The sequence below is a fragment of the Prevotella sp. CAG:255 genome, from assembly GCF_000431195.1.
GTDB lineage: Bacteria > Bacteroidota > Bacteroidia > Bacteroidales > Bacteroidaceae > Prevotella > Prevotella rara.
Genome location: NZ_HF986764.1, coordinates 1 through 22,078, shown reverse-complemented (window position 1 = coordinate 22,078; position 22,078 = coordinate 1). Strand labels below are relative to the sequence as shown.

Genomic DNA, 22,078 nt, shown 5'->3' with positions numbered 1-22,078 from the left:
CTATTTATCGGGTGAGCCGGTTTAATTATATCTAATTCACTTTAGTGTATATAGACCTCCAAGCAAGTAATCACTTGCTATCTTACCAATACTTATTTTTTGAATATTGCGACCAGCTCTGTTGCCAGTCAATTTGTTGATTGCAAATTCAGGTAATTCATCCATATGTTTATTGCGTTTAGTCTCATCTTGCAGTTCAAAGATGACAAGTTTATGCGTGTAAAGTTAGACAAAAATATTTTAAATCAAAAGAATTTGTAGACATTTTTTTATTTTTAGTCAAAAAAAATAATATAATGTAAATTAACACTTAAGGTTTTCCGCCAGTTTGTGTCCTCTTTTTCTCTGTTATTTTAACTAATTCAAATTATTTCATTATTTTGACAAAAAGGAAGTTTACATCCTATTATACAATTAATTTTAATTGCATGCTATAACATTTATGTATATAATTTTTGAAAAGAATGTTATTTTGCAAGAATAATAAATACACGTTGCTATCATTATGTGCAGTAATATTAAATAATTGTATGTTTTATTACGCATTTTTGTCCTTTTTGTCGGAATTATAATAAATAGTGCTTGAATTAGTAAAATGATATGAATTATGTCAATACAATAATGATGAAATCTGCTGCAAACATATAATTTGTAGTATTTCATTTTTTATATACCTAATTCTTGTTTATGAATTAGGATAGATGTATGAAAATACTAACTAATTTTTATAGACCGACATGAATAGAAAACTATTCATATCGGTCTATTCAATAGCTTTTTTAAAGAATTTTTTGTTGTAGTATGAATTTGCAGTATATAATGCTGCTGCAGGATTGTTTCCTGTGACACGGTCTTTAGTTACAAGTGTTGTTACATAAGCGTTGGAGTATTTATAAAATAGGCTGTCGTGACCAACGCATAATCCGATAACAACATTTAGATCTGTGTTGGCTTGATTGAGCAAGCGGGCTTGTAATATAGGATTGCACATAGCAGCACCAATATTTTCACATTCAGAAGGTATTCCGACCGACGTTTTAGACTGCCCGGCAACTTTACAAATAACAGCAAATGGCTCAAATCCATTTGCGCGCAATATCTTTGCAAAGATACGTGCTTCATTAATTAAACCGATACAGTTGGCTATGCCGATACGTTTTGCATTTATTTTATGTGCAAATTCCATAATTTCTTGCACTCTTGTCCATTTGCAATACCCTTCATATTCTACTTCGGCACTTGCAATCATTATGGCTTTATTATTGGATTCCTCATATTTTTCCAATGCCCATAACCTGTCGCTTTCATCCAAATTTGTTGTAAGACAGAATTCTGGATATGTACGATTTTTATATTTGCAGTTTTGTGTGCCGCAATCCACGCAACTATGCTCATTATTTATTCCTTTTTCCATGCTGTCTATATATTTAAATTTTGCTGATGGCAAAAGTACATTATTTATTTCGTATCTATATCATTATTTTGTAATTTGTTTGAACATCAATACTCGATAATAAATATTTTCTGTGCATGTATTTTTTTGCTTATAGTCCGTATTGGATTGATAATATGCTCATCCCGTTTCTTTGATCTATTATGATATTTGCAACACACTTTTTCCTTAAATATCATAATGACAATAATAACGTGCACTTGCTTTCCATCTGATTTCCTATAAAGCTCTCAGATTGAGATATTTGAAAATATAAATCATTTGTCTGTAAAAATCGTCTTTCTATGTGTGCATAAGCAAGCGTTTGATTTACAGAGGATTATATGATTTTATGAATTTATGTGCAATAAAATGAGCCTGATATTATGAAAAAATGACCTTATTTTAATATGAAAACTTGCCTATGTACACCATTAAAACTACTGAATTGAATCATAAAAGTGGCTGAATTGCATTATAAAAGTATGCCATTTATTTAATAACGTAAATATATTTTACCTAATCAGCATATTTTAAGGTTCTTGTTTTTCTAATTTTGCAGGAATTTATGACAAAACGAGAATGACATAATGACAGTAAAATGTCGTCTTATGTATCAAAATAGAAAATTTAAATTTAGCTTTCCGTATTAAAATTAATGTCTGACATTACGGCAGTCCCACGTGATATATTTTTGAGAAAACTTTCCTATCTTACCTATGACTCTTTTCTCTTGCTTAATTATTTCTTTGGGCCAGCCGTCATAGAAATAGTCTATTGAAAGATAAGTATTATATAGTAAATCATCTGATACCTGCTTATCAAAATTTTCATCCATATCCTCTTTAACCTCATTAAATTTATCTTCATCCAAATAAGCACTGGCCACCCCTTCGATTATAGCCTTTATGTCATCTTTCGGAATGTATTTGTTAACGTCGACCACGATTCTGTAGTCATAAGTTTCATTGTTTTCCGAAACAGACACATAGGAGTCTGTTTCATAATCATCTTCAGTGGCATCTGAATGATTTGTTATACTGACGATGTTATATGTCGTCCCGTGATGTTTAAACATCAACTCAAGTTCATCTATATATCCTTGTACAAGTCTATCCGCGTCAACATCTTTTAATAAAGTTTTAATATCAATACCTGCAACAGCCAAACTATCAATGATAGACATCTCTTTAATAGTTTCCATGAAAAGCTGCTTTGACTGCTTTTTTATCTCATTAAGGTTATCATATTTGATAATTTTGCCATATATGTCTGTCCTGAATTTTATGGTTGTGCCTTTTATTGCTTCTTTATATTTATTAAGTGCCTCATTTAGGAGATTTTGTTTCCATGAATCTTTAACAGAATCAGTTTTAAAGTCAAGAAAGGAATATTCCATATCATATCCCTTCTTGGTGGAGTCTGTTACGGTTATCATAATTTTAGTATTTATTCCGGCTGTCTTTATTGTGTCACCTTTTCTTATATCCCATGTGCTCTCATTTATCCAATATGTCATGGTGTCATTTTTATTAAACCATGCGATTACCGACACTACGGAGTCTTCATCCTGTGCTACAGAATCTTCTCTTTCATCTGCAAGTCTTTTATGTGGCATAGATGTGAAAGAGAATAGCATTGCCATAGTTCCGATAATTATAAAGAAGAAGAATATTCTTCTGACTATAAAATTTATATGTGAGGACGTTGCATATTTTTCCGTCAATTGCAGTATTTTACTTTTTGCTATGTTCATCATGGAGTCCGCTTATTAATTTCTACAAAGATATGATTAAAATTTATTTTTAGCAATAATAATGATAATTTATTGGATTTGATGTGTATTTTTATTCATTAAGTACATTTTATACTTTATATATGTTGCCATACCATCTGCTATTTCTTGATATAGCTCATTATCTTGCAACATTCTGTATAAAAATTTTATAAATTTCAAATGAACAATGATATTCTTCTAAAGAACGTTATTTGCAAATAATGAAGATATAAAAAGATATTGCCGGATATGCACAAACATATCCGGCAATATCTTTAAATTGTAATTATAGCTTGCCTGCATTTTCCTCACATCCTTTAATCATCTTATCGAGCTGAGCCATTCTTGTAGTTTTCTGCCCTGCATTGAAAGTGGTGTAATAGCTCATGGCGGACTTGAAATATTCAGCTGCACATTCCCATTTGCTGTTAAACATATAGCAGAAGCCAAGCCTGTAGTATATGTCGCCTTTTTCTTCATTGCAGCAAACCAGCAGTTTCTTTTCGTATAAAGGAATTGCTTTTTCATACTCGTTAAGCATGAAATGGCTTTCAGCGGCAACATTATAATAGACACTTCTCTCTGCAGGCGAATATACATCGAGCTGATTTATCGTTTCATCAAGATAACTGCACGCTTTTTCATAATCGAATTCATGAAAGTAGCAGACGCCCAAATATGCCTTGAACCTAGGATTTAGATTATACTTTTCATCAAGCTTTTTCAGTAGCAACAACGCCTCATGATATTTTTCACCTGCAAAATAGTCTAAGGCACGTTCCAATATTTTTGAGTCTGATTTGTTGCTTTGTCCGACAGCATAATGACTTTGCAATGTTAGTAATGAGAATATCAGAATCAGTAAATATCTCATTTTGTATAAAAGTCAATCAAGTTGGTTAGGGCATTACGGCAGACGATGCAAAATTCAGGATTTTCGTTTGTGCGCATTCTGCAGTCTTGTACGCCTCGGTAAACACCTTTGAGACTATAACCGGCCCCTTCAAATAGTCCGACCCTGTTTTGTATTGTTTGTGGATCTGTACTTTCTGGAGTTGGGGTAGGGGTTCCTGGCTTTATCAGGTTCTCCCATTTGCCGTGAAAGTCTTTTAGTGTGGTGATATTGGGTTCCCATGGCTCTACGTCATGAGGATACATCGGTATCTGTTCTTGCTCGTAAGCATACTCGTCGCCAAGACCTCCGAAACTGTGGCCAAACTCATGTACAACGACCGGTTTGAATTGTTTGTGATGTGTCATTGACAGAACATAAGAGTTGAGAATACCGCCGCCACCATATTCGTTTGTATTTGTCAATATGATGATATGCTCATAAGGGATGCCTGCAAGCCAATCATGGAGTTCTTTAATATTTAAGGTCGTAAGATATCTGTTACTGTAGAATGTGTCGAAATGAGAGTGCAGTGCCGTATTCTTCCATATACCCTTTGAAGGTTCGCTTGTTCCGCTTTCCTTTGATTCTGATTCTACCGCTACTATATTAAAACACTTACGTTTAGACTTAAAAGGCTCATGGGCAAAGAGTGCTTCTGTGGCAATATTTACATCGTTGAGAAAAACATTCATCTCATCTTTTGTGTATCCTTCGGCAACAAATGCAATATGGATACATTTGGTTGTGTCAGCTGCCTGCTGGATAACTTTATATGGAGTTATATCATGCTCACCAATGTGCCTTATAAGTATGTCGGAAGGAGCAACTGTGTGTGTAAACGTAGCACTTTTTTCACGCCTGTTATTATATAAATCAACTGTAATATCGATGGTATCCTTGGGCATTGGTACAAGGAAAACATTCTCAAATGATTTGCTTGTAGTTTTTGCCTCATCATATGACAGCCATTCTTGAAACAGGGTAGAGAAGGAGTTTCTGTATATGATTTTGTCCGAATTATGTGGCCTGACTGTTATTTGGCCATTGCCTTCAACGGGAACCTGGGCTAACCTTTGCCTTTTGCCATACCATCGTGGCATAGTGTTTAGTTTGTCTAGACTTATAGTCTGTTGCTTTGCGTTGCCTGAAAATATATAATCTATTCTCAGGGTCTTATCTGTAAAATACTCGTCAAATGTCTGACAAAATCCGTTCGTGGCACAGAATAGGAGCATTGACAATATCGTTAAAATATTTACGCTATATTTTTTCATAATATATTATGTAAAAAGTTTATATTCAATCAATTAAGTTGTTTCGTCTGCAACTTTCAGAAAGGACATTCTTTCATCAATTCCTTCACGTATCCGCGTGTCCAGTCTTTGTCGTGCAGTCTTTTATCGCCATATAGCAGGATGTCAATGTCAATCTTTACAATATTCTTGTCTTTCTCATCATTTTTCCTGCCACAGATACATTCAATTTCTTTTATGCTGCGTTCCACTTCATCTAGTCCGCATGAAGTATGGGTGAACAGCATGCAATTAAGAAATTTATCCGATTTTATGTCTACAGGATTGGTCCACATTTGTCTGCTGAAAACAATATCGTTTTTGGCGAACATCTTGTTTAGCAGCGATATTGCTTCTATGATGTTTCGCTCCTGATCGTAATTGCTTCCAAGCGACAATATCAGTTTCTTGTTCTCGGTCATGAGTTTGAAATATTGTTGATGTGCTGTGAGCATACACTTTAAATGCACGCTTTTGTTTCACAAGACACGCAAGTTAATCATAATTGCAAAATTAATGCAATTTTGACTAAAAGCAAAATAAAAGATAACTAAAAGACATTTTGTGTTTATGCCGGAAAATATAAAATATAAGAAAGGATGCATAAGAACAAATATTTTTATGAAATCAGGCATGTAATATGCTAATCATATCTGATTCCGAATAGCAATTTGTACTTAACCTAAAATTGCCAAATCTGTTTTTATTTATTGCTCTTATGCATCCTTGCTTTTAAAATTCAAATGACGCTTTGATGTTTATCTGCCGTCCGGTAAGGTAATTAGGTACGGCATACTGTTGATTGGTTACGTCTGTAATCCAATAATATGAGTTGACGTTATTTATACCCAAAAGATTAAGACAATCAATACCGAGCCATATATTCTTGAAAATAGACTTGCGGTCACCTTTCTCATTGTTCAAAAGCCTGTAACTCATACCGATATCTGCACGCTTATACGCAGGAGCACGGAAAGGCTGCTCGTCAAGTTGTCTGTGAGGTGCACCGAAAGGAAGACCATCGGCAAATGCCAATTTAAGTGACATCCGCCATCTGTCTGTTCCAGGGAAGTAATCAGTAAAGAATAGATTTAACGAATATCTTTGGTCTGTTGGCAGAGGTATACTCTTTCCGTTAATATTTATTCTGGTGTTCATTAGCGAAAGGCTTACCCAGGAGTCTGTACCAGGTACAAATTCTCCGTAAAGTTTTAAATCAAGTCCCATGGCATGTCCACTGCATTGCTGGCTGGCATCATACACAATCTTTACGTTGTCTACCGTGTAAGGAACAAGATTCGACAAAGCCTTATAGTAAGCTTCTGCTGTAAACTTATACGGACGATCCTTCATCTTGAAGCGATAGTCAAAGCCTGCAATAAAATGAATAGAACGCTGGCTCTTTATCTTATTGTTCAGAGTGGCGTATGTTATTCCGTTTATAGTTGTTGTATCTCGAAGTTCCTTGTAGAATGGTGCCTGATAATAGATACCCGTGGCAAATCTCATTGTTACGTCATGATTGAATGCCGGAACTATACCTAGAGATATTCGCGGACTAATGATGCTTTCTTTATTAAAGTTCCAATGACTAAATCTTATTCCGTAATTAAGCGTAAAGAATGTATGTTCACCTTTGCTGCTGAAACGCCATGTGTCTTGTATGTAAGTCTCCAGTCTGTTTGCATCAAGCGTATTTTTCGCTTTTAGAGAATAAATCATATAAAGATCTTCACCCGTGTGAGGGATGCTATAACCGCTTGAATCACGCATTTCATATTCCTTGCTGTCTTCAGTTATATTTTCTATTCTGTAAGTCAGTCCGGCTTGGATGTCATGCTTCTTTGTCTTATGTTCAAGAGCAAACTTTATGCTTTTGACAGTCGCTTTAAGGTAATTGCGTGCATGCTCCATATATGTACCAACGCCAAGGTTTTCGCTCGTTTCTGTCTGTGTAAGCCAATACTGGCCTTGTATGTCATATCTTTCTTGCTCATTGGTATGAAAAGCAGATGCGATAAGTGATAACTTTGTTTTCTCGCCAAACTTTCTTGATATACTCAATGAACCGAAATATGTGCGGAATACGTCTTTTTCCTGACCATCGAAGAATACCTTGAACGATTTGACATTCTCCATTGTGCCAAATTTTGTTTCGCGGTCTTCCGGATAAAAGTTATAATGGTTTTCAGAGATGTCACCGATAACCTCTATCGACCAATTTTTTGTCGGTTCATAAGTAAGATACGTCTGATAATCTAGGAAGTTAGGCTGATATTCTCCTTTTGTATCAAGTGAACCAAGAAGATATTTGTTTGTCTTGTATCTGATGCCGTTGCTCCATGAAAACTTCTTTGTGCTAAAGCCAACAAATGCACTGGCGCCAAGAAGATTGGCTGCAACGTTAGCTTCAAACTTCTTGGGCTTCTTGTATTTTATATCAAGAACAGACGACATTTTATCACCATATCTAGCCTCGAAACCACCTGTTGAGAAGCCAATTGATTCAACCATGTCAGGATTGATTATTGACAAACCTTCCTGTTGACCACTTCTTACCAGGAAAGGCCGGTAAATTTCTACATTGTTAATATATACACTATTCTCATCAAAGCTTCCACCTCGCACGTTATATTGTGAAGAAAGCTCACTATGTGTGGATACACCGGCTTGTGATTGAATAAGCTCTTCAACGGCATTACCTGTAACGCTTGGAGTATTCTTTATATCCTTAGTTTCAAGCTGTTGGGTGCTTCCGGTCTGCCTCTTTTTTTCTGTGACAGTTATTCCGGCGAGTTGATTATCGTCATATAGCTGAATCAGAAGAGTCTGTTTTCCTCTTGGACGTCTTAATACTCGCGTTTTTGTCTTATAGCCAACCATGGAGAATCTGACAACAACACTGTCAGCTGAGCGCAGGTGTATCGAGAATTCTCCTTTCAGATTAGTCATTGTCATTTTTCCCTGCTCAATTACAGAAACAGTTGCCAATTCCACAGGACTCATGTTGCTGTCAGTAACCTTTCCCTGCAGGGTGAACGTCTGCGCCTTTATGCTTATAACGCATAAAAGCATCAATAATGTTATATATAATTGTTTTATTTTCATCTCGTATATAACGAGGATTGTTCACGATTATTGTTTTCAGCAGGTATGATTATTCTCTGTATGACCAAGAAAGAAGCTTGTTAATCCATTTTATTGAACATCTGAACCATCTGTATGTACCGACAGGTTTACCTCCGAAACTTAATATGAATTCTCTAAAATTATTTCTTTTGAACGGCAGTCCTACGTCCATGAAATAAATATGATTGTACCCTTCGGCATATGCATGTCTTATTGCAGTCCAAGCGGTTATTGCATTCGTTCGTTTCGTAAAGAAATTCTTTTTAGCAGCAAGATACCACATATAACAATTACTTTCTGAATAAACACAAATACACCCGCCAACCATTGTGCCCTTATGCGTAGTGGTAAACAGATTGCAGCATCCGTTATTCAGCATTTCACGAAATAATTTTATGTCAGGTATATATCTTCTGATCTTTATTGAAATATAATTCTTCAATATTTTGAAAAAATCGTTTAGCTCTTTGTCCGTTGTTGATATATTCGTCTTTAATCCGGCTCTGTTTGCATTAATAAGTAATTTCCTCATTTTATATGTGAGTCGTTTTTCTGGTTTCATGCTATGCAGCGAATTGTGTATTTCCATCCAGTGAACAGGGAAAAAGCCATTATTTCTGAATTTGCTGTATCCAAACATTTTTGTACTGAGGTCACTGAATTCAATATAAAGGCAAAGAGCTTTGCGTAATTCTCTTGTGATGCTTTTCAGCATTTCGCCAAATATCTCTTCTTTATTATTGCAATCAGGAGAATATTCGCCTTCGCCATACGCTCTTCCCTGTGTAAAGAGATATGGCGGAAATAATGACCCCCTGCGCCTTAACATTACAAGCATGTGTGCAACGATATTTTCTTTATCATATGCAATGACCATATATGGTTTTTGACCAGGGGTCTTTTCTATGATTTTAAACATTTCGTCGCTGTGAAACAATTTTTTGCATTGCATTGACGGCAAGTTCTCACTTTTTGAAATAATGACGATTTTTATTTCATTCATACCGCAAAAATAATAAATCTTTTCTAAAAATCAATAAGTTATGTCTTGATTTGAATTATAAATGTCTAACTTTGCAGACCTTTAATAAATCAAATGCATTTACATAGATGAATAGTTTTAAAGAATTAGTTCAGAAACGACGTAGTTACAGGAATTTTACCAACGAAGAAATAGACTCAGAAGATGTTAAGCTGATATTACGCGCAGCTTTGATGTCACCAACTTCAAAGGGGCGACGTTCATGGCACTTTATTGTCGTAGATGATAAGATGGCAATCGAGAAATTATCTGATGCGAAAGATATGGGTGCAAAATTTCTTGCGAAATCGTCTTTGGCAATAGTCATATTAGGTGAGCCATTACAGAATGATTGCTGGATTGAAGATGGAGCTATTGCAGCTTTGGCAATGCAGCTTCAGGCTGAAGAACTCGGATTAGGCTCTTGTTGGGCACAGATGCGCGGACGTGGCCTGTCTGACGGAACATCTGCCGATACCGTAATCCGAGGTATTTTAGATATTCCTGAAAATTACAATGTTTTATGCGTTGTGGGATTTGGCCATAAAAATGAAGAGCGTGCCTTGCAAGATGAAGAGGCTCTAAAATGGGAGAATGTGCATATAAATAAATTTTAATGATGAAAATTGTCTTTATTGGTGCCGGTAATCTTGCAACGAATTTAGGAAATGCTCTGCATAGTGCCGGCAATGACATATTACAGGTGTATAGTCGTACATTTGAGTCTGCTTCAACACTGGCAACTGCTTTAGGCGGGGCTCCAGTGATAAATATTGAAGACGTAACAAAGGATGCTGACGTTTATATAATTTCAGTAAAAGATAGTGCTATTGCCGATATAATACCTTCGTTGTGTAACGGGCGCGACGATAAGATATTCTTACATACATCAGGTAGTGTTCCTTTGGATGTGTTTAAGGGTATGGCACAACATTATGGAGTTCTTTATCCAATGCAGACATTCTCAAAGACTAAGTTATTGGACTTTAAGAACATACCTTTCTTTGTTGAAGGTGTTGATGATTTAGCCTTTGAAACATCCCATCATTTAGCAGATAGCATATCTGATCGTGTGTATATCCTGTCGTCCGAGGCTCGAAAGCATTTACATCTGGCAGCCGTTTTTGCTTGTAATTTTGTAAATCATTGCTATGAAATATCTTCAGAGCTTTTGGGTAAACATGATATACCGTTTGATGTAATGCTGCCTTTAATTGAAGAAACTGCAAACAAGGTTCATCATATGAAACCGGATGAGGCACAGACTGGGCCTGCTGTTAGATATGATCAGAATATCATCAGAATGCAGTCTGAAATGTTACGAGATAATCCTATTTTCAAACAAATATATGAATGCATGAGCATAAGCATACATCATGTGGCACAGAAGAAAGGAGATAATAAATGATTAATTATGATTTAAAAAAGATACGTGCAATAATATTTGACGTGGACGGAGTCCTAAGCGCAGAAACAATACCCCTTCATTTATCAGGTGAACCTATGCGCACAGTGAACATAAAAGACGGATATGCTATTCAGTTGGCAGTAAAACAAGGTCTGCGTATAGTAATACTTACAGGAGGAACTACACAAAGTGTACAAATACGTTATGAGCGTTTGGGGGTAACCGATATATTTATGGGATGTTCTGTTAAAATAAAGGTGTATAATGAATTTCTGGCTAAATATGACTTAAAAGACGAAGATATTTTATATATGGGTGATGATATACCTGATTATGAGGTTATGTCACGTTGTGGTTGTCCATGTTGTCCGGCAGACGCTTGTGCTGACATCAAGTCTATAAGTAAGTATATTAGCAATTATAGAGGAGGGTATGGCTGTGCCCGTGATGTAATTGAACAGGTTCTTAGGGCTCAGGGTAAATGGCTTGATAGTGCTGTTGCCTTTGGATGGTAATTTATGAATAATGTTATGAAAAAGGATTATCATATAATATTAAGTAGTAATAGTCCAAGACGAAAGGAACTCTTAGCCGGGCTAGATCTTGATTTTGACATACATGTAATACCAGGTATTGACGAATCGTATCCTGAAGATATGCCAGTCATGGAAATTGCTGAATATATTTCAACAAAAAAGGCAGAAGCATATAAAAGCATAATAGAACCAAATAATCTGATTATTACAGCAGATACAGTTGTAATATTAGGTGATGAGGTCTTGGGTAAACCTAAAAACCTAGATGACGCAAAACGTATTTTACATGAGTTGAGCGGAAAAGTTCATCACGTGGTTACAGGTGTGTGTCTTACGTCTTTGGTTAAGCAAAAGCATTTTTCCGTTGTAACTGATGTTGCATTTAAGTCATTGTCTGATTCAGAAATCAACTATTATGTTGAGCATTATAAACCTTTAGATAAAGCCGGTGCTTATGGCATCCAAGAATGGATAGGATATATAGGTGTTACCTCTATTAAAGGCAGTTATTTTAATGTCATGGGATTACCTGTACAGAGAATATATAAAGAACTACAGGAATTTTGATTTACCGGGCATGATAGGAATATACTACGAATTTTGCTCTTAATCAGTGTCTTTCTTGTTTTTTATGTATAAAAGCAATAACTTTGCAAAAAAAATATTTTAATTAAATGGATTCAGCAGAATTATTTAGATGGGTACTTGAGAATTTGAACTATTGGGTTGTAACAGTATTTATGGCAATAGAAAGTTCTTTCATACCCTTTCCATCTGAGGTGGTTGTGCCCCCAGCAGCATGGAAAGCAATGGCAGATGATAGCATGAATATTTTCATGGTTGTTGTTTTTGCCACTATAGGTGCAGATCTTGGTGCATTGGTTAATTATTATCTTGCACGTTGGCTTGGCAGACCAATTGTCTATAAGTTTGCCGACAGCCGTTTGGGGCATATGTGTTTAATAGACCGCGCAAAAGTTGAACACGCTGAGATGTATTTTCGTCAACATGGTGCAGCGTCAACATTCTTTGGCAGACTTATACCAGCCGTTCGTCAGCTTATCAGTATTCCTGCAGGCTTGGCTGGAATGAGGCTAGATCATTTTTTGTTGTATACAACGCTCGGTGCTGGAGTATGGAACTCCATACTTGCTCTGTTGGGATATTTGATTTATCGCTTTACAGACTTAAAGACGACAGCAGATGTTTATGAACGTGCAACACAATATAGTCATGAGATTGGATATGTGCTATTAGGGCTGGCTGTAGTTGTTATTGGCGTATTGGTATATAAAGGATTGAAGAAGAAGTAAGTATTACAGATATAATTGATTTGATATGCTACACCATATTTGTTTAGTCCGCAATAAGGTGTAGCATATATTTTTATATTTATTCGTCCCTAAAAGCCAATTTTTGCAAGATATTGTTCTGACACAGTATCTCGCATATTTTTTGAAACATGCACCAAAGGGTTTTCATTTCTCTTTTGAAGTTATAAACCACTGCTACCAGAAAAACTTCATGGTATCTCACATCCACCTTTATAAGGGTTGTGGTTCAATCTGTAATATGATTTCAATTGACTTATTATCTGTTCTGTACAAATACGCCTGTATAAAGAATTTATGTTTTTATCAATTTTTGATAAAAACACTCTGATTTTTTGGGATATCCAGACAATAATATTTAAAAATCTAATAGGGTTTATATTTATTGGGTTAGAAAGTAAAGAAAACAATCTTCAATAAATAATTAAAAGTGGAGAACTATTTTTAATCTGATTTCGAGCGGTAAACGAGGCTCGAACTCGCGACCCCCAGCTTGGGAAGCTAGTGCTCTACCAACTGAGCTATTACCGCAAAGAGCCGATACCGGGACTCGAACCCGGGACCTATTCATTACGAATGAATTGCTCTACCAACTGAGCCATATCGGCATTCCTTTCAAAGCAGTGCAAAGGTAATATTTTTTTATGTATTAAAGAAAAACCAAGATAACCATTTTTAGCGTTTTAACTTATTTTTAATTTATAAGTTTCTCTTTTAAATATATTCCCGTGATACTTGATTCACATTTTATGCAATCTTCGGGAGTTCCTTCAAAAATAAGTTTTCCACCTTTATTTCCTCCTTCTGGTCCTAAATCTATAATATTATCTGCACATTTAACGACATCCAAATTATGTTCAATTACAATCACTGAGTGCCCATGTTGTATAAGGGCATCAAAAGCTTTTAGTAATTTTTTTATATCAAGAAGATGAAGACCTGTTGTAGGTTCATCAAAAATAAATAAAGTTTGTTCACATTTCTCTTGGCTAAGAAAATATGCTAATTTTACACGTTGATTTTCTCCACCTGATAGGGTAGATGAACTTTGTCCTAATTTTATATATCCAAGACCGACATCGTCTAAAGGCTTTAATTTGTTTGCTATATTAACTTTATTATTCTTTGTAAAGAAATCTATAGCCTCTGTAACTGTCATATTTAAGATGTCGAAGATATTTTTGCCAGCAAACTTTACATCTAAAACATCTGATTTAAATCTTTTACCATGGCAACTGTCACATACTATCTCCAAATCTGCCATAAATTGCATTTCTACAGTAATTATTCCTGTGCCTTTGCATGTTTCACATCTTCCACCTTCAGCATTAAATGAGAAATATTGTGCTGTGAATCCCATTTGTTTTGCCAAAGGTTGTTCCGCAAAAAGTTGTCTTATATCATCAAAAGCTTTAACATAAGTAACAGGATTTGAGCGAGAACTCTTCCCAATAGGATTTTGATTAACCATTTCCACATGTTTTATTTCAGTCCAATCTCCATCTAAAGAAGCAAATTCTCCTGGAATATCTGCTACTTCATCTAATCTTCGTTTTAAGGCAGGGTAGAGTATACCCCTAATTAATGAAGATTTACCCGAGCCACTCACTCCTGTAATGACATTTAAAATGTTTAAAGGAATGTCTACATCAATCCCCTTTAGATTATTCATTCTAGCTCCCCTGATTATTATTTTTTTATTCCAAGAACGACGTGTTTTTGGGATTTCTATTTTATCCGTATTAAATAAAAATTTCAGTGTATGACTATTTGAATAATTCTCTAGATCGCTATTTCTTAAATTTGCCGGGTTTCCACTGAAAACAATTTCTCCGCCATTAGCACCTGCATCGGGTCCAAGATCAATCAGATAATCAGCAGCTTTTATAATATCTTCGTCATGTTCTACGACAATTACAGTATTACCTAGTGATTGTAATTCTTTTAAGACATGAATAAGCTTATATGTGTCTTTACTATGAAGACCAATACTAGGTTCGTCTAATATATATAGCGATCCCACCAAGCTACTTCCAAGAGCTGTTGTTAAATTAATACGTTGGCTTTCACCACCACTCAAACTATTAGACGCCCTGTTTAATGTTAGATATCCTAATCCTACATCTAACAAAAATTGTAGTCTGTTATTAATTTCAGCTAAAAGTCGCTTACTGATTTTTTTCTCTGTTTCATTTAGTTCTAAATTGTCAAACCATTTTTTAAGGTTGTCAATGGACATTTCTACTAAATTATTGATACTTTTATCACCAATCTTAACATAATGTGCTTCCTTTCTCAATCTAGTACCTTTACATTCAGGACATATTGTTCTCCCTCTATATCTACTCATCATAACACGATATTGGATCTTATACTGATTCTCCTTTACCATTTGGAAGAAAGAATCAATACAGATTTTTTCTTCTGTATTTTTATTTTTTTGTGACGGTAAGCCATGCCATAACCAATCTTTGTGATTTTGTGACAGATTATAGTATGGTTCAAAAATAGGGAAGTTGTCTTTTGCAGCAAGATAACAAAATTCATCTTTCCATTTTGCCATTTTTTCTCCATGCCAACATTGTACGCATCCTTCATACACACTTAGCGATGGATTTGGAATAACTAGTTTTTCGTCAATTCCTATGACATTACCGAAACCTTCACAAACAGGACAGGCTCCAAATGGGGTGTTAAATGAGAACATATTATCATTAGGTTCTTCAAAACGTATTCCATCTGCTTCAAACTTATCAGAGAAATCATAAGAAATATATGATGGGATAAATACGAGTCTGCATGCTCCGCTTCCTTCAAAAAAAGCAGTTTCTAATGAATCGTAGATTCTCGATAACGTATCAGAATCGTCATTTACAGATAGTCTGTCAATTAATAAAAATGATTCGTCTTGTGATATTTCTATATTAGACTCTAAAATATCTTCAATTCTGTAAAACTCGTGATTATGATAAATACGTGAGAAGCCCTGCTGAAGATATATTTGAAGTTGCCTCTTTAGTGTATATTGTTCATTTATATGCAATTGTGATAATATTACAAATTTTGTGCCTTTTGAAAAGGACATTATACAATTTACTACATCTTTTAATGAATGTTTTTTTACCTCTTTGCCCGTTATAGGCGAATAGGTATGCCCAATCCTTGCATAAAGCATTCTTAAATAATCGTATATTTCAGTGCTGGTACCTACTGTAGAACGCGGATTACGCGTATTAACTTTCTGTTCAACAGCTATTGCTGGAGGCAAATTGTTAATATAATCAAAGTCTGGTTTATTCATTCTGCCTAGAAATTGCCTTGCATATGACGAAAGACTTTCTACATAGCGCCTTTGACCTTCTGCATATAGTGTATCAAAGGCTAATGATGATTTGCCAGAACCCGAAACACCTGTTATAACAATAAACTTGTTATGAGGAATTTTTAATGAAATATTCTTTAAATTATTTACTCGTATATTTTTTAATTCAATATAATTAGTCATAGATTTATTATTTTATATTTATCATAATGCCGATTAGCGTAATTTATCTTACTTTTAAATAATCACCAACTTTTATGCTATAATCTGGTGACAATTTATTCATCTTATAAAGACTAGAAAGTCTAATACCATAATATTGCGCTATAGAATACATACTTTCACCGGCTTTAATTCTATGCGGTCGGTTTTTATATATTTTTTCGGCTTTATTTTGTTTCTTTTTCAAGTAAATGATTTCTCCTGGTATTAATCTGTCATTTTTATCTCTTTCGTTGTATTTTGCCAATTTCTTATATGAAATACCAACTTCCTTTGAAATGGATCTGAATGTATCACCCTGCCTTGCTTTAAGATAATAGTTTTTATTATAAATATGTATAGGATGCAATTTTGTATCTGGTGAAATGTCTTTCACTTCAGCCATCTCGACCATGAACTTATCATACTTTTTAGCATGATCGTATTTATGTAGCTTATACAATTCGATAATTCCAATAAGTTTTTTTGCATAGTTTGGGTTCGTAGCATATCCACACTTTTTTAATCCATGTGCCCAACCTTTATAGTCAGTTCTTTTAAGTGAAAATAGTTTTTTATATCTTGGTTGGCGTGCCAAGAATTTGCTATGATCCTCATAACTTTCGTATGCGTCACGATACGCTCTAAAACATTCCTGTTTTTCATCATCATCATGGTATGTTGTTGCTCCGAGCCAATCATGACATTTTATACCGAAATGATTATTCCCTTTTCTTGTAAGCTCACTCATTCCAGCCCCACTCTCAAGTAATCCTTGTGCAAGAGTAATACTTGCAGGAATATTATATTTCAGCATCTCTGAAATAGCCAGATCTTTATATTTATCAATATAAGCTTGATACTTAGAGTTCCACCTCATTTGAGCATTAAGCACAACACTTGTCAATGTACATAAAAAAAGTATCAAAAATCTCCCCATCCTTAATATCTTGTTATGAATTTATATAGGTTCAAATTAATGCAAATTTAAGCCATTTATATATCTTTTCAAAATTTTATTAGATAAAATTCTATAATACATTTATCTTAAAGACAAAATAGAATTTATAATTCTAAAATAGATTGATGTATGTAATCAATTTAGATTTTCTACTATAATATACGCTAATATATTATATATTTGTTTATCGACCTCTAAACTCATGTGGGATATGCCCTCTTGCACCAGGACCTATTGACATGCCTTCTGGTCTGATTCTTCTTTTGGGGTCATCGCCTTGTTTTCCTCCAAATACGTTCATACGATAAACAACATGTAACATTGCATAACTATTTATACTATTATATTTTGTATCGCTTTTTTGTACAGCAGTTATTACTCGGCTGAAATTGCTTTGATTATGTAAGATGTCATAAAATTGTAGAGAAATAGTCAATGGCTTTCCTTTAAGGAATCCTTGACTAATTTGAGCATTCCAAATTAATTCATTTGTATTCATGGAATTGTCATTAAATCCTCTGCGACTATTTTCATGTAAATCGGTAGATAGACTAGTTCCCCAAGGTAAATATATATTTAATGAACCTCCGTATGAAAACTGCCATGTATCAAGATTACTTTCACTTTGTAATAAATTCCGTGAATGAGTATAGTTTAATGAACCATCTAGCATGACTTCAAGCCAATCATTGCGATAACTAGTGCGCAGTTGTTCATTAATTTGTGATGTGCGAGTTATATTTTTTTGTGAATTAGAATTATTATCTAAAGCAAGATATCCAACATAATTATTATAGGATATATTAGTAAATGTATTAATATTCCATTTCCCAATAGAATCGATTGCAGTGTTAAACATGAATGCTCCTGAAATGTTCCAATTTCCATTTATATTTTCTGGTCGCGTTATGCGTCCTCCGGTTTTCTCGTCATAAGTAACCATATTACTAATACTATTACGTGTATTTTGGTAATTAACGTACGTCATTATAGCTCGTTGATGATTCTGTAAATATGTATTATAAAATAATCTTAGTGAATTGGTGAACGATGGTTTAAGACCAGGATTTCCTTTTGTGACATTTAAAGGGTCACTATCGTCTGTAATATCCATAAGGTCTGTCATATTAGGTTGCGTTGTTGTACCCCTATAATTTATTCTCAAATTACTCAACTTTGAGAAACGATATCTGAAATCTAATGTTGGACTGACATTAACAACGTTTCTTATTGTATCTGTATATATGCCTTGGTATTTCTGAATGAAATGTGTAGTTTGTGGCTGTGCCATGAATCCAATATTCAAATTGTATTTTTGTCTAATAACTCTCAGCATTATTTGCAAATCATGAATGTAGTTCTTATATTCTGAATACCTACTTAAATCTGGATCCAGATAGCTGTCAAGTGGATTCTCTAACAGTCTTAGATAATTATTCCATCCTCTATATTCATTAATAACATTATCAAAGAAATTCTCACCTAAATTACTGAAATCAAAAGTTTCCCTATCACTTTTGTTATAGTTATAAGTAAATTTATAGCTAAATTGCAAAAACATGGTCTTAAATATTGGTTCACTATAAGTTGCTTGAATATTATAGCTAAGTGATTTTGTTGGAGTTAAATTATATCTATTTGTTTGGTATACCGAATCAACTCCTGAACTATTTTTTATCTGATATAAATGTACATTTGATGTACTTAAACTTTTGCTTTTATTATCATTATAAGTAACGTTAGTACGCAATGTTACATTTCGACCTTTAGAATTTAGTTTTCTGTTAATTTGCAACATTATACCTAAACTTTTATTTTCAGAGTATGTTATAGAATTGTTCTTCCTTGTATTCACCATTAAACTATCTTCTGCCATTTGTAATATTGACTCAGGAGACAACGGATTAGTAACATATAAATATGGATCATCATTATATGAGGCACTTGTTGATAATGATAATCCATCACTTGTTGAATACTTAATAGTAGGACGAAACATAATATTGGTCATCGTATCAGGCTTCCATTCCATTCTCAAACGAGCATCCCAACTATTACTTCGAGTATAATTTTGATTAAAGCTATTTGAAAAAGAGCCGATGTTACTTACGAAATTTTCAGTTGATTGCTCTGTTCTGACGTCACCATTAGAATGATTCCATCTAATACTACCATCTAAAATGAATATCTTATTACGATTATAGTTAAAATTTGCGCCCATCATTTTTGAGGAATTCAACCCTTGGAGTCCACCTCCAAAATGTCCGCCTCCACCTCCTCCTGGGAAGCCTTTATCATTAGTATTATTGGCATTTCCCATAAGCATCACTCTTGATTTATCCTTAAATAGGGCACCCATCAATCTTTCGGCATATCTATTATGCGTTCCTATCGATGCATCTGCGTTTCCTATTAGTCCTTTATTCATTCCTTTCTTTATTCCAAAGTCTAATACAGTTTGTTCTTCACCATCATCTATGCCAGTGACTTTAGCCAAATCGCTTTTCTCGTCATAGGTTTTAATCTTGTCTATAATAGATGTTGGTAAATTTTTTAATGCAGTTTTAGTATCTCCGGTCATAAACTCTTTACCGTCAACAAGTATTTTTTTTACTTCTTTACCGTTTACTGTAATTTTTCCGTCATCGTCAATCTGAGCGCCTGGTAATTTCTTTATCAATTCTTCTACAACAGAACCTTCTGGAGTTCTATATGCAGAAGCATTGTAGACAAAAGTATCTTCTTGAACTGTCACAGGCGGCGCTTGACCTATGACAGTTGCTCCCTTTAACATAATTGCATCAGCAGAAAAGGTAATATCACCTAATGCTATATTTTTCTCAGTTGAAACATTTAGTGTTTTTGTCAATGGTATATATCCTACACATGTAAATTTTAGAATATAATTTCCTCTTTTAGGTGCAGTTAACTTAAATTTACCATTTTCATCACTTAAAACACCAGAGATATAGGTGCTATCCTGTGTCAACATTTGTACCGTAACCATCATCACGCCTTCCTTTGTATCGCGGTCTATAATCTTTCCTGTTATAGTGTTAATTTGAGAAAAAACATCTATTGATGAAATTATCAATAGGCATAGTAGAATTATCTTCTTTTTCATTTTTACCTTATATTTTATTGTCTTAGACGTTAAATATAATTATTGGTTTAATCAACAATATATTAAAAGTTGAATAAAAATTTTCATTTAGAATAAATTTGACTAACTTTGCAACACATATAATGTCTTTATGATTATGAAACAGAGTATTATAATATCTAAATGCTTAAATGCTGAACTTGATTTTCATATTAAATCTTTCAATCCCGATAAAGTTTTTATAATCGTTGATAATATTACGGAGAAATTTTGTTTGCCAAGAATTAGTGATATCCCATCACTTAAGAATGCCGGTATTATCTCAATATGTTCTACAGACAATAGTAAAAACATAAACTCGCTTACTCACGTATGGAGATATTTAAGCGAACAAAAAGCTACACGATATTCTCTAATTATCAATTTAGGTGGCGGTATGGTAACAGATCTTGGTGGATTTGCAGCCTCGACATTTAAACGGGGCCTCAAATTTATTAACATACCTACTACCCTATTGGCTATGGTTGATGCTTCCGTTGGTGGTAAAACTGGAATAAATTTTAACGGATTAAAAAATGAAATAGGGGTTTTTAATAATTCTGATATAGTAATTATTGACACAAATTTTTTAAAAACGCTTGATTCCGAAAATATTTGTTCTGGATATGCAGAAATGATAAAACATAGTTTAATTAGTAATGAAGATATCTGGAGTAAATTGCTTACATTTGATATTTTAGCGCCAAATCTTAATGATTTATCATATCTTCTTGAGGATAGCATAAAAATTAAAGAAGAAATTGTTAAGAATGATCCATATGAAACCGGTATGCGAAAAGCGCTTAATTTCGGGCACACGATAGGTCATGCATTTGAATCACTTTCAATGATAAAACAATCTCCGATATTGCATGGCTATGCTGTTGCCTATGGTATGATTTGTGAACTTTATCTTTGTACAATTAAGGTGGGATTCCCGATTGAAAAGATGCGTCAGACGGTTAGTTACATAAAACATATTTATGGAATTTATGATTTTAGTTGTGACGATTACGAAGTCTTATACGAACTCATGAAACATGATAAAAAAAATACAGCTAATACTATTAATTTTACATTGTTAGAAAATATTGGAAAAGTAAAAATTAATTTCACAGCATCAAAGGAAGACATATTTGAATCATTTGATTTTATAAGAGAAGGCCTATAAAAAATTGTTAGCAAATTCTATATCCTGATGTATCAAAGACATAAAACAATAGGCCTTTACTCAAATTTGAGGACACAGTCCCAAATTTTGTGTAAATGTAAACAGGATTCAGTTGTAAGTTACTTCTTATATCTGGATTCTGTTTTCAAAAATTAGTATAAACTGATTCATAATCAATCCCCAGTTATGAATAGGCTGTGTCCATTTCTTCTCAATCTCCACAAGTGAAAGAAAGATGGTCTTTTCACGGGATAGTGTTTCACTGAGTGTGTCTGATGCAAGTTTGCCTTAGAAGTGATGATGCAAAGTTAACAGACAATTTTGTATTTCATATCAAAAAAGTGAATTTTATGTTGTAGCTGGACGAGGGACGGGTTCTGCTGAGGAGCAACCCTTCAGCAACATGGCTACGCCTATACTGATTGCAAGAACTATCCTGGAGTCGTCATGGTGGCGACTC

General features: G+C 34.2%; 16 protein-coding genes and 2 tRNA genes. 6 read left to right on the top strand and 12 right to left on the bottom strand.

Annotated features, from left to right (window positions below; translation table 11 throughout):
* Positions 1 to 763: 763 nt before the first annotated feature.
* The 7 genes from QVO66_RS00990 to QVO66_RS00960 form a co-directional block, all read right to left on the bottom strand.
* On the bottom strand, positions 764 to 1,414 hold the full coding sequence (locus tag QVO66_RS00990) for a DUF1847 domain-containing protein (RefSeq protein ID WP_021853502.1): 651 nt from the start codon (positions 1,412 to 1,414) through the stop codon (positions 764 to 766).
* A 673-nt stretch (positions 1,415 to 2,087) separates the two neighbouring features.
* Positions 2,088 to 3,191, bottom strand: a complete 1,104-nt coding sequence (locus tag QVO66_RS00985) for a hypothetical protein (protein ID WP_288172407.1) — start codon at positions 3,189 to 3,191, stop codon at positions 2,088 to 2,090.
* A 304-nt stretch (positions 3,192 to 3,495) separates the two neighbouring features.
* On the bottom strand, positions 3,496 to 4,083 hold the full coding sequence (locus QVO66_RS00980; protein ID WP_021853500.1) for a tetratricopeptide repeat protein: 588 nt from the start codon (positions 4,081 to 4,083) through the stop codon (positions 3,496 to 3,498).
* Positions 4,080 to 5,378, bottom strand: a complete 1,299-nt coding sequence (locus tag QVO66_RS00975) for a M64 family metallopeptidase (protein WP_021853499.1) — start codon at positions 5,376 to 5,378, stop codon at positions 4,080 to 4,082. Before QVO66_RS00975 ends, QVO66_RS00980 begins: the two co-directional genes overlap by 4 nt.
* A gap of 56 nt (positions 5,379 to 5,434) precedes the next feature.
* Positions 5,435 to 5,851, bottom strand: a complete 417-nt coding sequence (locus QVO66_RS00970; RefSeq protein ID WP_082335228.1) for a 2-amino-4-hydroxy-6-hydroxymethyldihydropteridine diphosphokinase — start codon at positions 5,849 to 5,851, stop codon at positions 5,435 to 5,437.
* Positions 5,852 to 6,128: 277 nt separating this feature from the next.
* Entirely contained in the window at positions 6,129 to 8,504 is a 2,376-nt protein-coding gene (locus QVO66_RS00965; RefSeq protein WP_288172406.1) for a TonB-dependent receptor, read from the bottom strand.
* A gap of 49 nt (positions 8,505 to 8,553) precedes the next feature.
* Positions 8,554 to 9,528, bottom strand: coding sequence for a GNAT family N-acetyltransferase (locus tag QVO66_RS00960; protein WP_021853495.1), 975 nt, complete (start codon positions 9,526 to 9,528; stop codon positions 8,554 to 8,556).
* A gap of 107 nt (positions 9,529 to 9,635) precedes the next feature.
* Between QVO66_RS00960 and QVO66_RS00955 the strand changes: the two genes are divergently transcribed.
* The 5 genes from QVO66_RS00955 to QVO66_RS00935 all read left to right on the top strand — a co-directional run bounded on the left by QVO66_RS00955 (position 9,636) and on the right by QVO66_RS00935 (position 12,803).
* Positions 9,636 to 10,163: a nitroreductase family protein gene (locus QVO66_RS00955; protein ID WP_021853494.1), complete on the top strand. Its 528-nt coding sequence runs from the start codon at positions 9,636 to 9,638 to the stop codon at positions 10,161 to 10,163.
* A 2-nt stretch (positions 10,164 to 10,165) separates the two neighbouring features.
* The gene (locus tag QVO66_RS00950) at positions 10,166 to 10,954 is read left to right on the top strand and encodes a Rossmann-like and DUF2520 domain-containing protein (RefSeq protein WP_021853493.1); all 789 of its coding nucleotides are present in this window, start codon (positions 10,166 to 10,168) and stop codon (positions 10,952 to 10,954) included.
* A complete protein-coding gene (locus QVO66_RS00945; RefSeq protein ID WP_021853492.1) occupies positions 10,951 to 11,469 on the top strand; it encodes a KdsC family phosphatase in 519 nt (172 codons plus the stop codon). The genes QVO66_RS00950 and QVO66_RS00945 overlap by 4 nt, the downstream gene beginning before the upstream one ends.
* Before the next feature lie 15 nt (positions 11,470 to 11,484).
* Positions 11,485 to 12,057 carry a Maf-like protein gene (locus QVO66_RS00940; RefSeq protein ID WP_021853491.1) on the top strand — a complete coding sequence of 191 codons (573 nt, stop codon included), beginning with the start codon at positions 11,485 to 11,487 and terminating at the stop codon, positions 12,055 to 12,057.
* 107 nt (positions 12,058 to 12,164) lie between these two features.
* The gene (locus tag QVO66_RS00935; RefSeq protein WP_021853489.1) at positions 12,165 to 12,803 is read left to right on the top strand and encodes a DedA family protein; all 639 of its coding nucleotides are present in this window, start codon (positions 12,165 to 12,167) and stop codon (positions 12,801 to 12,803) included.
* Between the two features lie 476 nt (positions 12,804 to 13,279).
* Here the strand turns inward: QVO66_RS00935 and QVO66_RS00930 are convergent.
* From QVO66_RS00930 to QVO66_RS00910, 5 genes are all read right to left on the bottom strand, one after another.
* Positions 13,280 to 13,352 (bottom strand) — tRNA-Gly (locus tag QVO66_RS00930).
* 4 nt (positions 13,353 to 13,356) lie between these two features.
* A tRNA-Thr gene (locus QVO66_RS00925) sits at positions 13,357 to 13,429 on the bottom strand.
* 86 nt (positions 13,430 to 13,515) lie between these two features.
* On the bottom strand, positions 13,516 to 16,326 hold the full coding sequence (gene uvrA / locus QVO66_RS00920; RefSeq protein ID WP_021853488.1) for an excinuclease ABC subunit UvrA: 2,811 nt from the start codon (positions 16,324 to 16,326) through the stop codon (positions 13,516 to 13,518).
* A gap of 43 nt (positions 16,327 to 16,369) precedes the next feature.
* Complete coding sequence (locus QVO66_RS00915) at positions 16,370 to 17,284, bottom strand: glucosaminidase domain-containing protein (RefSeq protein ID WP_021853487.1); 915 nt, start codon at positions 17,282 to 17,284, stop codon at positions 16,370 to 16,372.
* Between the two features lie 205 nt (positions 17,285 to 17,489).
* A complete protein-coding gene (locus tag QVO66_RS00910) occupies positions 17,490 to 20,429 on the bottom strand; it encodes a TonB-dependent receptor (protein WP_021853486.1) in 2,940 nt (979 codons plus the stop codon).
* Between the two features lie 136 nt (positions 20,430 to 20,565).
* On the opposite strand from QVO66_RS00910, the gene aroB reads away from it, so the two are divergent.
* On the top strand, positions 20,566 to 21,618 hold the full coding sequence (gene aroB / locus QVO66_RS00905; RefSeq protein ID WP_021853485.1) for a 3-dehydroquinate synthase: 1,053 nt from the start codon (positions 20,566 to 20,568) through the stop codon (positions 21,616 to 21,618).
* The last annotated feature ends 460 nt before the right edge of the window (positions 21,619 to 22,078 follow it).

Coding starts and splice junctions, on each gene's coding strand:
- QVO66_RS00990 (WP_021853502.1), bottom strand. CDS start 1,414: ATGGAAAAAGGAATAAATAATGAGCATAGTTGCGTGGATTGCGGCACA.
- QVO66_RS00985 (WP_288172407.1), bottom strand. CDS start 3,191: ATGATGAACATAGCAAAAAGTAAAATACTGCAATTGACGGAAAAATAT.
- QVO66_RS00980 (WP_021853500.1), bottom strand. CDS start 4,083: ATGAGATATTTACTGATTCTGATATTCTCATTACTAACATTGCAAAGT.
- QVO66_RS00975 (WP_021853499.1), bottom strand. CDS start 5,378: ATGAAAAAATATAGCGTAAATATTTTAACGATATTGTCAATGCTCCTA.
- QVO66_RS00970 (WP_082335228.1), bottom strand. CDS start 5,851: ATGCTCACAGCACATCAACAATATTTCAAACTCATGACCGAGAACAAG.
- QVO66_RS00965 (WP_288172406.1), bottom strand. CDS start 8,504: ATGAAAATAAAACAATTATATATAACATTATTGATGCTTTTATGCGTT.
- QVO66_RS00960 (WP_021853495.1), bottom strand. CDS start 9,528: ATGAATGAAATAAAAATCGTCATTATTTCAAAAAGTGAGAACTTGCCG.
- QVO66_RS00955 (WP_021853494.1), top strand. CDS start 9,636: ATGAATAGTTTTAAAGAATTAGTTCAGAAACGACGTAGTTACAGGAAT.
- QVO66_RS00950 (WP_021853493.1), top strand. CDS start 10,166: ATGAAAATTGTCTTTATTGGTGCCGGTAATCTTGCAACGAATTTAGGA.
- QVO66_RS00945 (WP_021853492.1), top strand. CDS start 10,951: ATGATTAATTATGATTTAAAAAAGATACGTGCAATAATATTTGACGTG.
- QVO66_RS00940 (WP_021853491.1), top strand. CDS start 11,485: ATGAAAAAGGATTATCATATAATATTAAGTAGTAATAGTCCAAGACGA.
- QVO66_RS00935 (WP_021853489.1), top strand. CDS start 12,165: ATGGATTCAGCAGAATTATTTAGATGGGTACTTGAGAATTTGAACTAT.
- uvrA (WP_021853488.1), bottom strand. CDS start 16,326: ATGACTAATTATATTGAATTAAAAAATATACGAGTAAATAATTTAAAG.
- QVO66_RS00915 (WP_021853487.1), bottom strand. CDS start 17,284: ATGGGGAGATTTTTGATACTTTTTTTATGTACATTGACAAGTGTTGTG.
- QVO66_RS00910 (WP_021853486.1), bottom strand. CDS start 20,429: ATGAAAAAGAAGATAATTCTACTATGCCTATTGATAATTTCATCAATA.
- aroB (WP_021853485.1), top strand. CDS start 20,566: ATGAAACAGAGTATTATAATATCTAAATGCTTAAATGCTGAACTTGAT.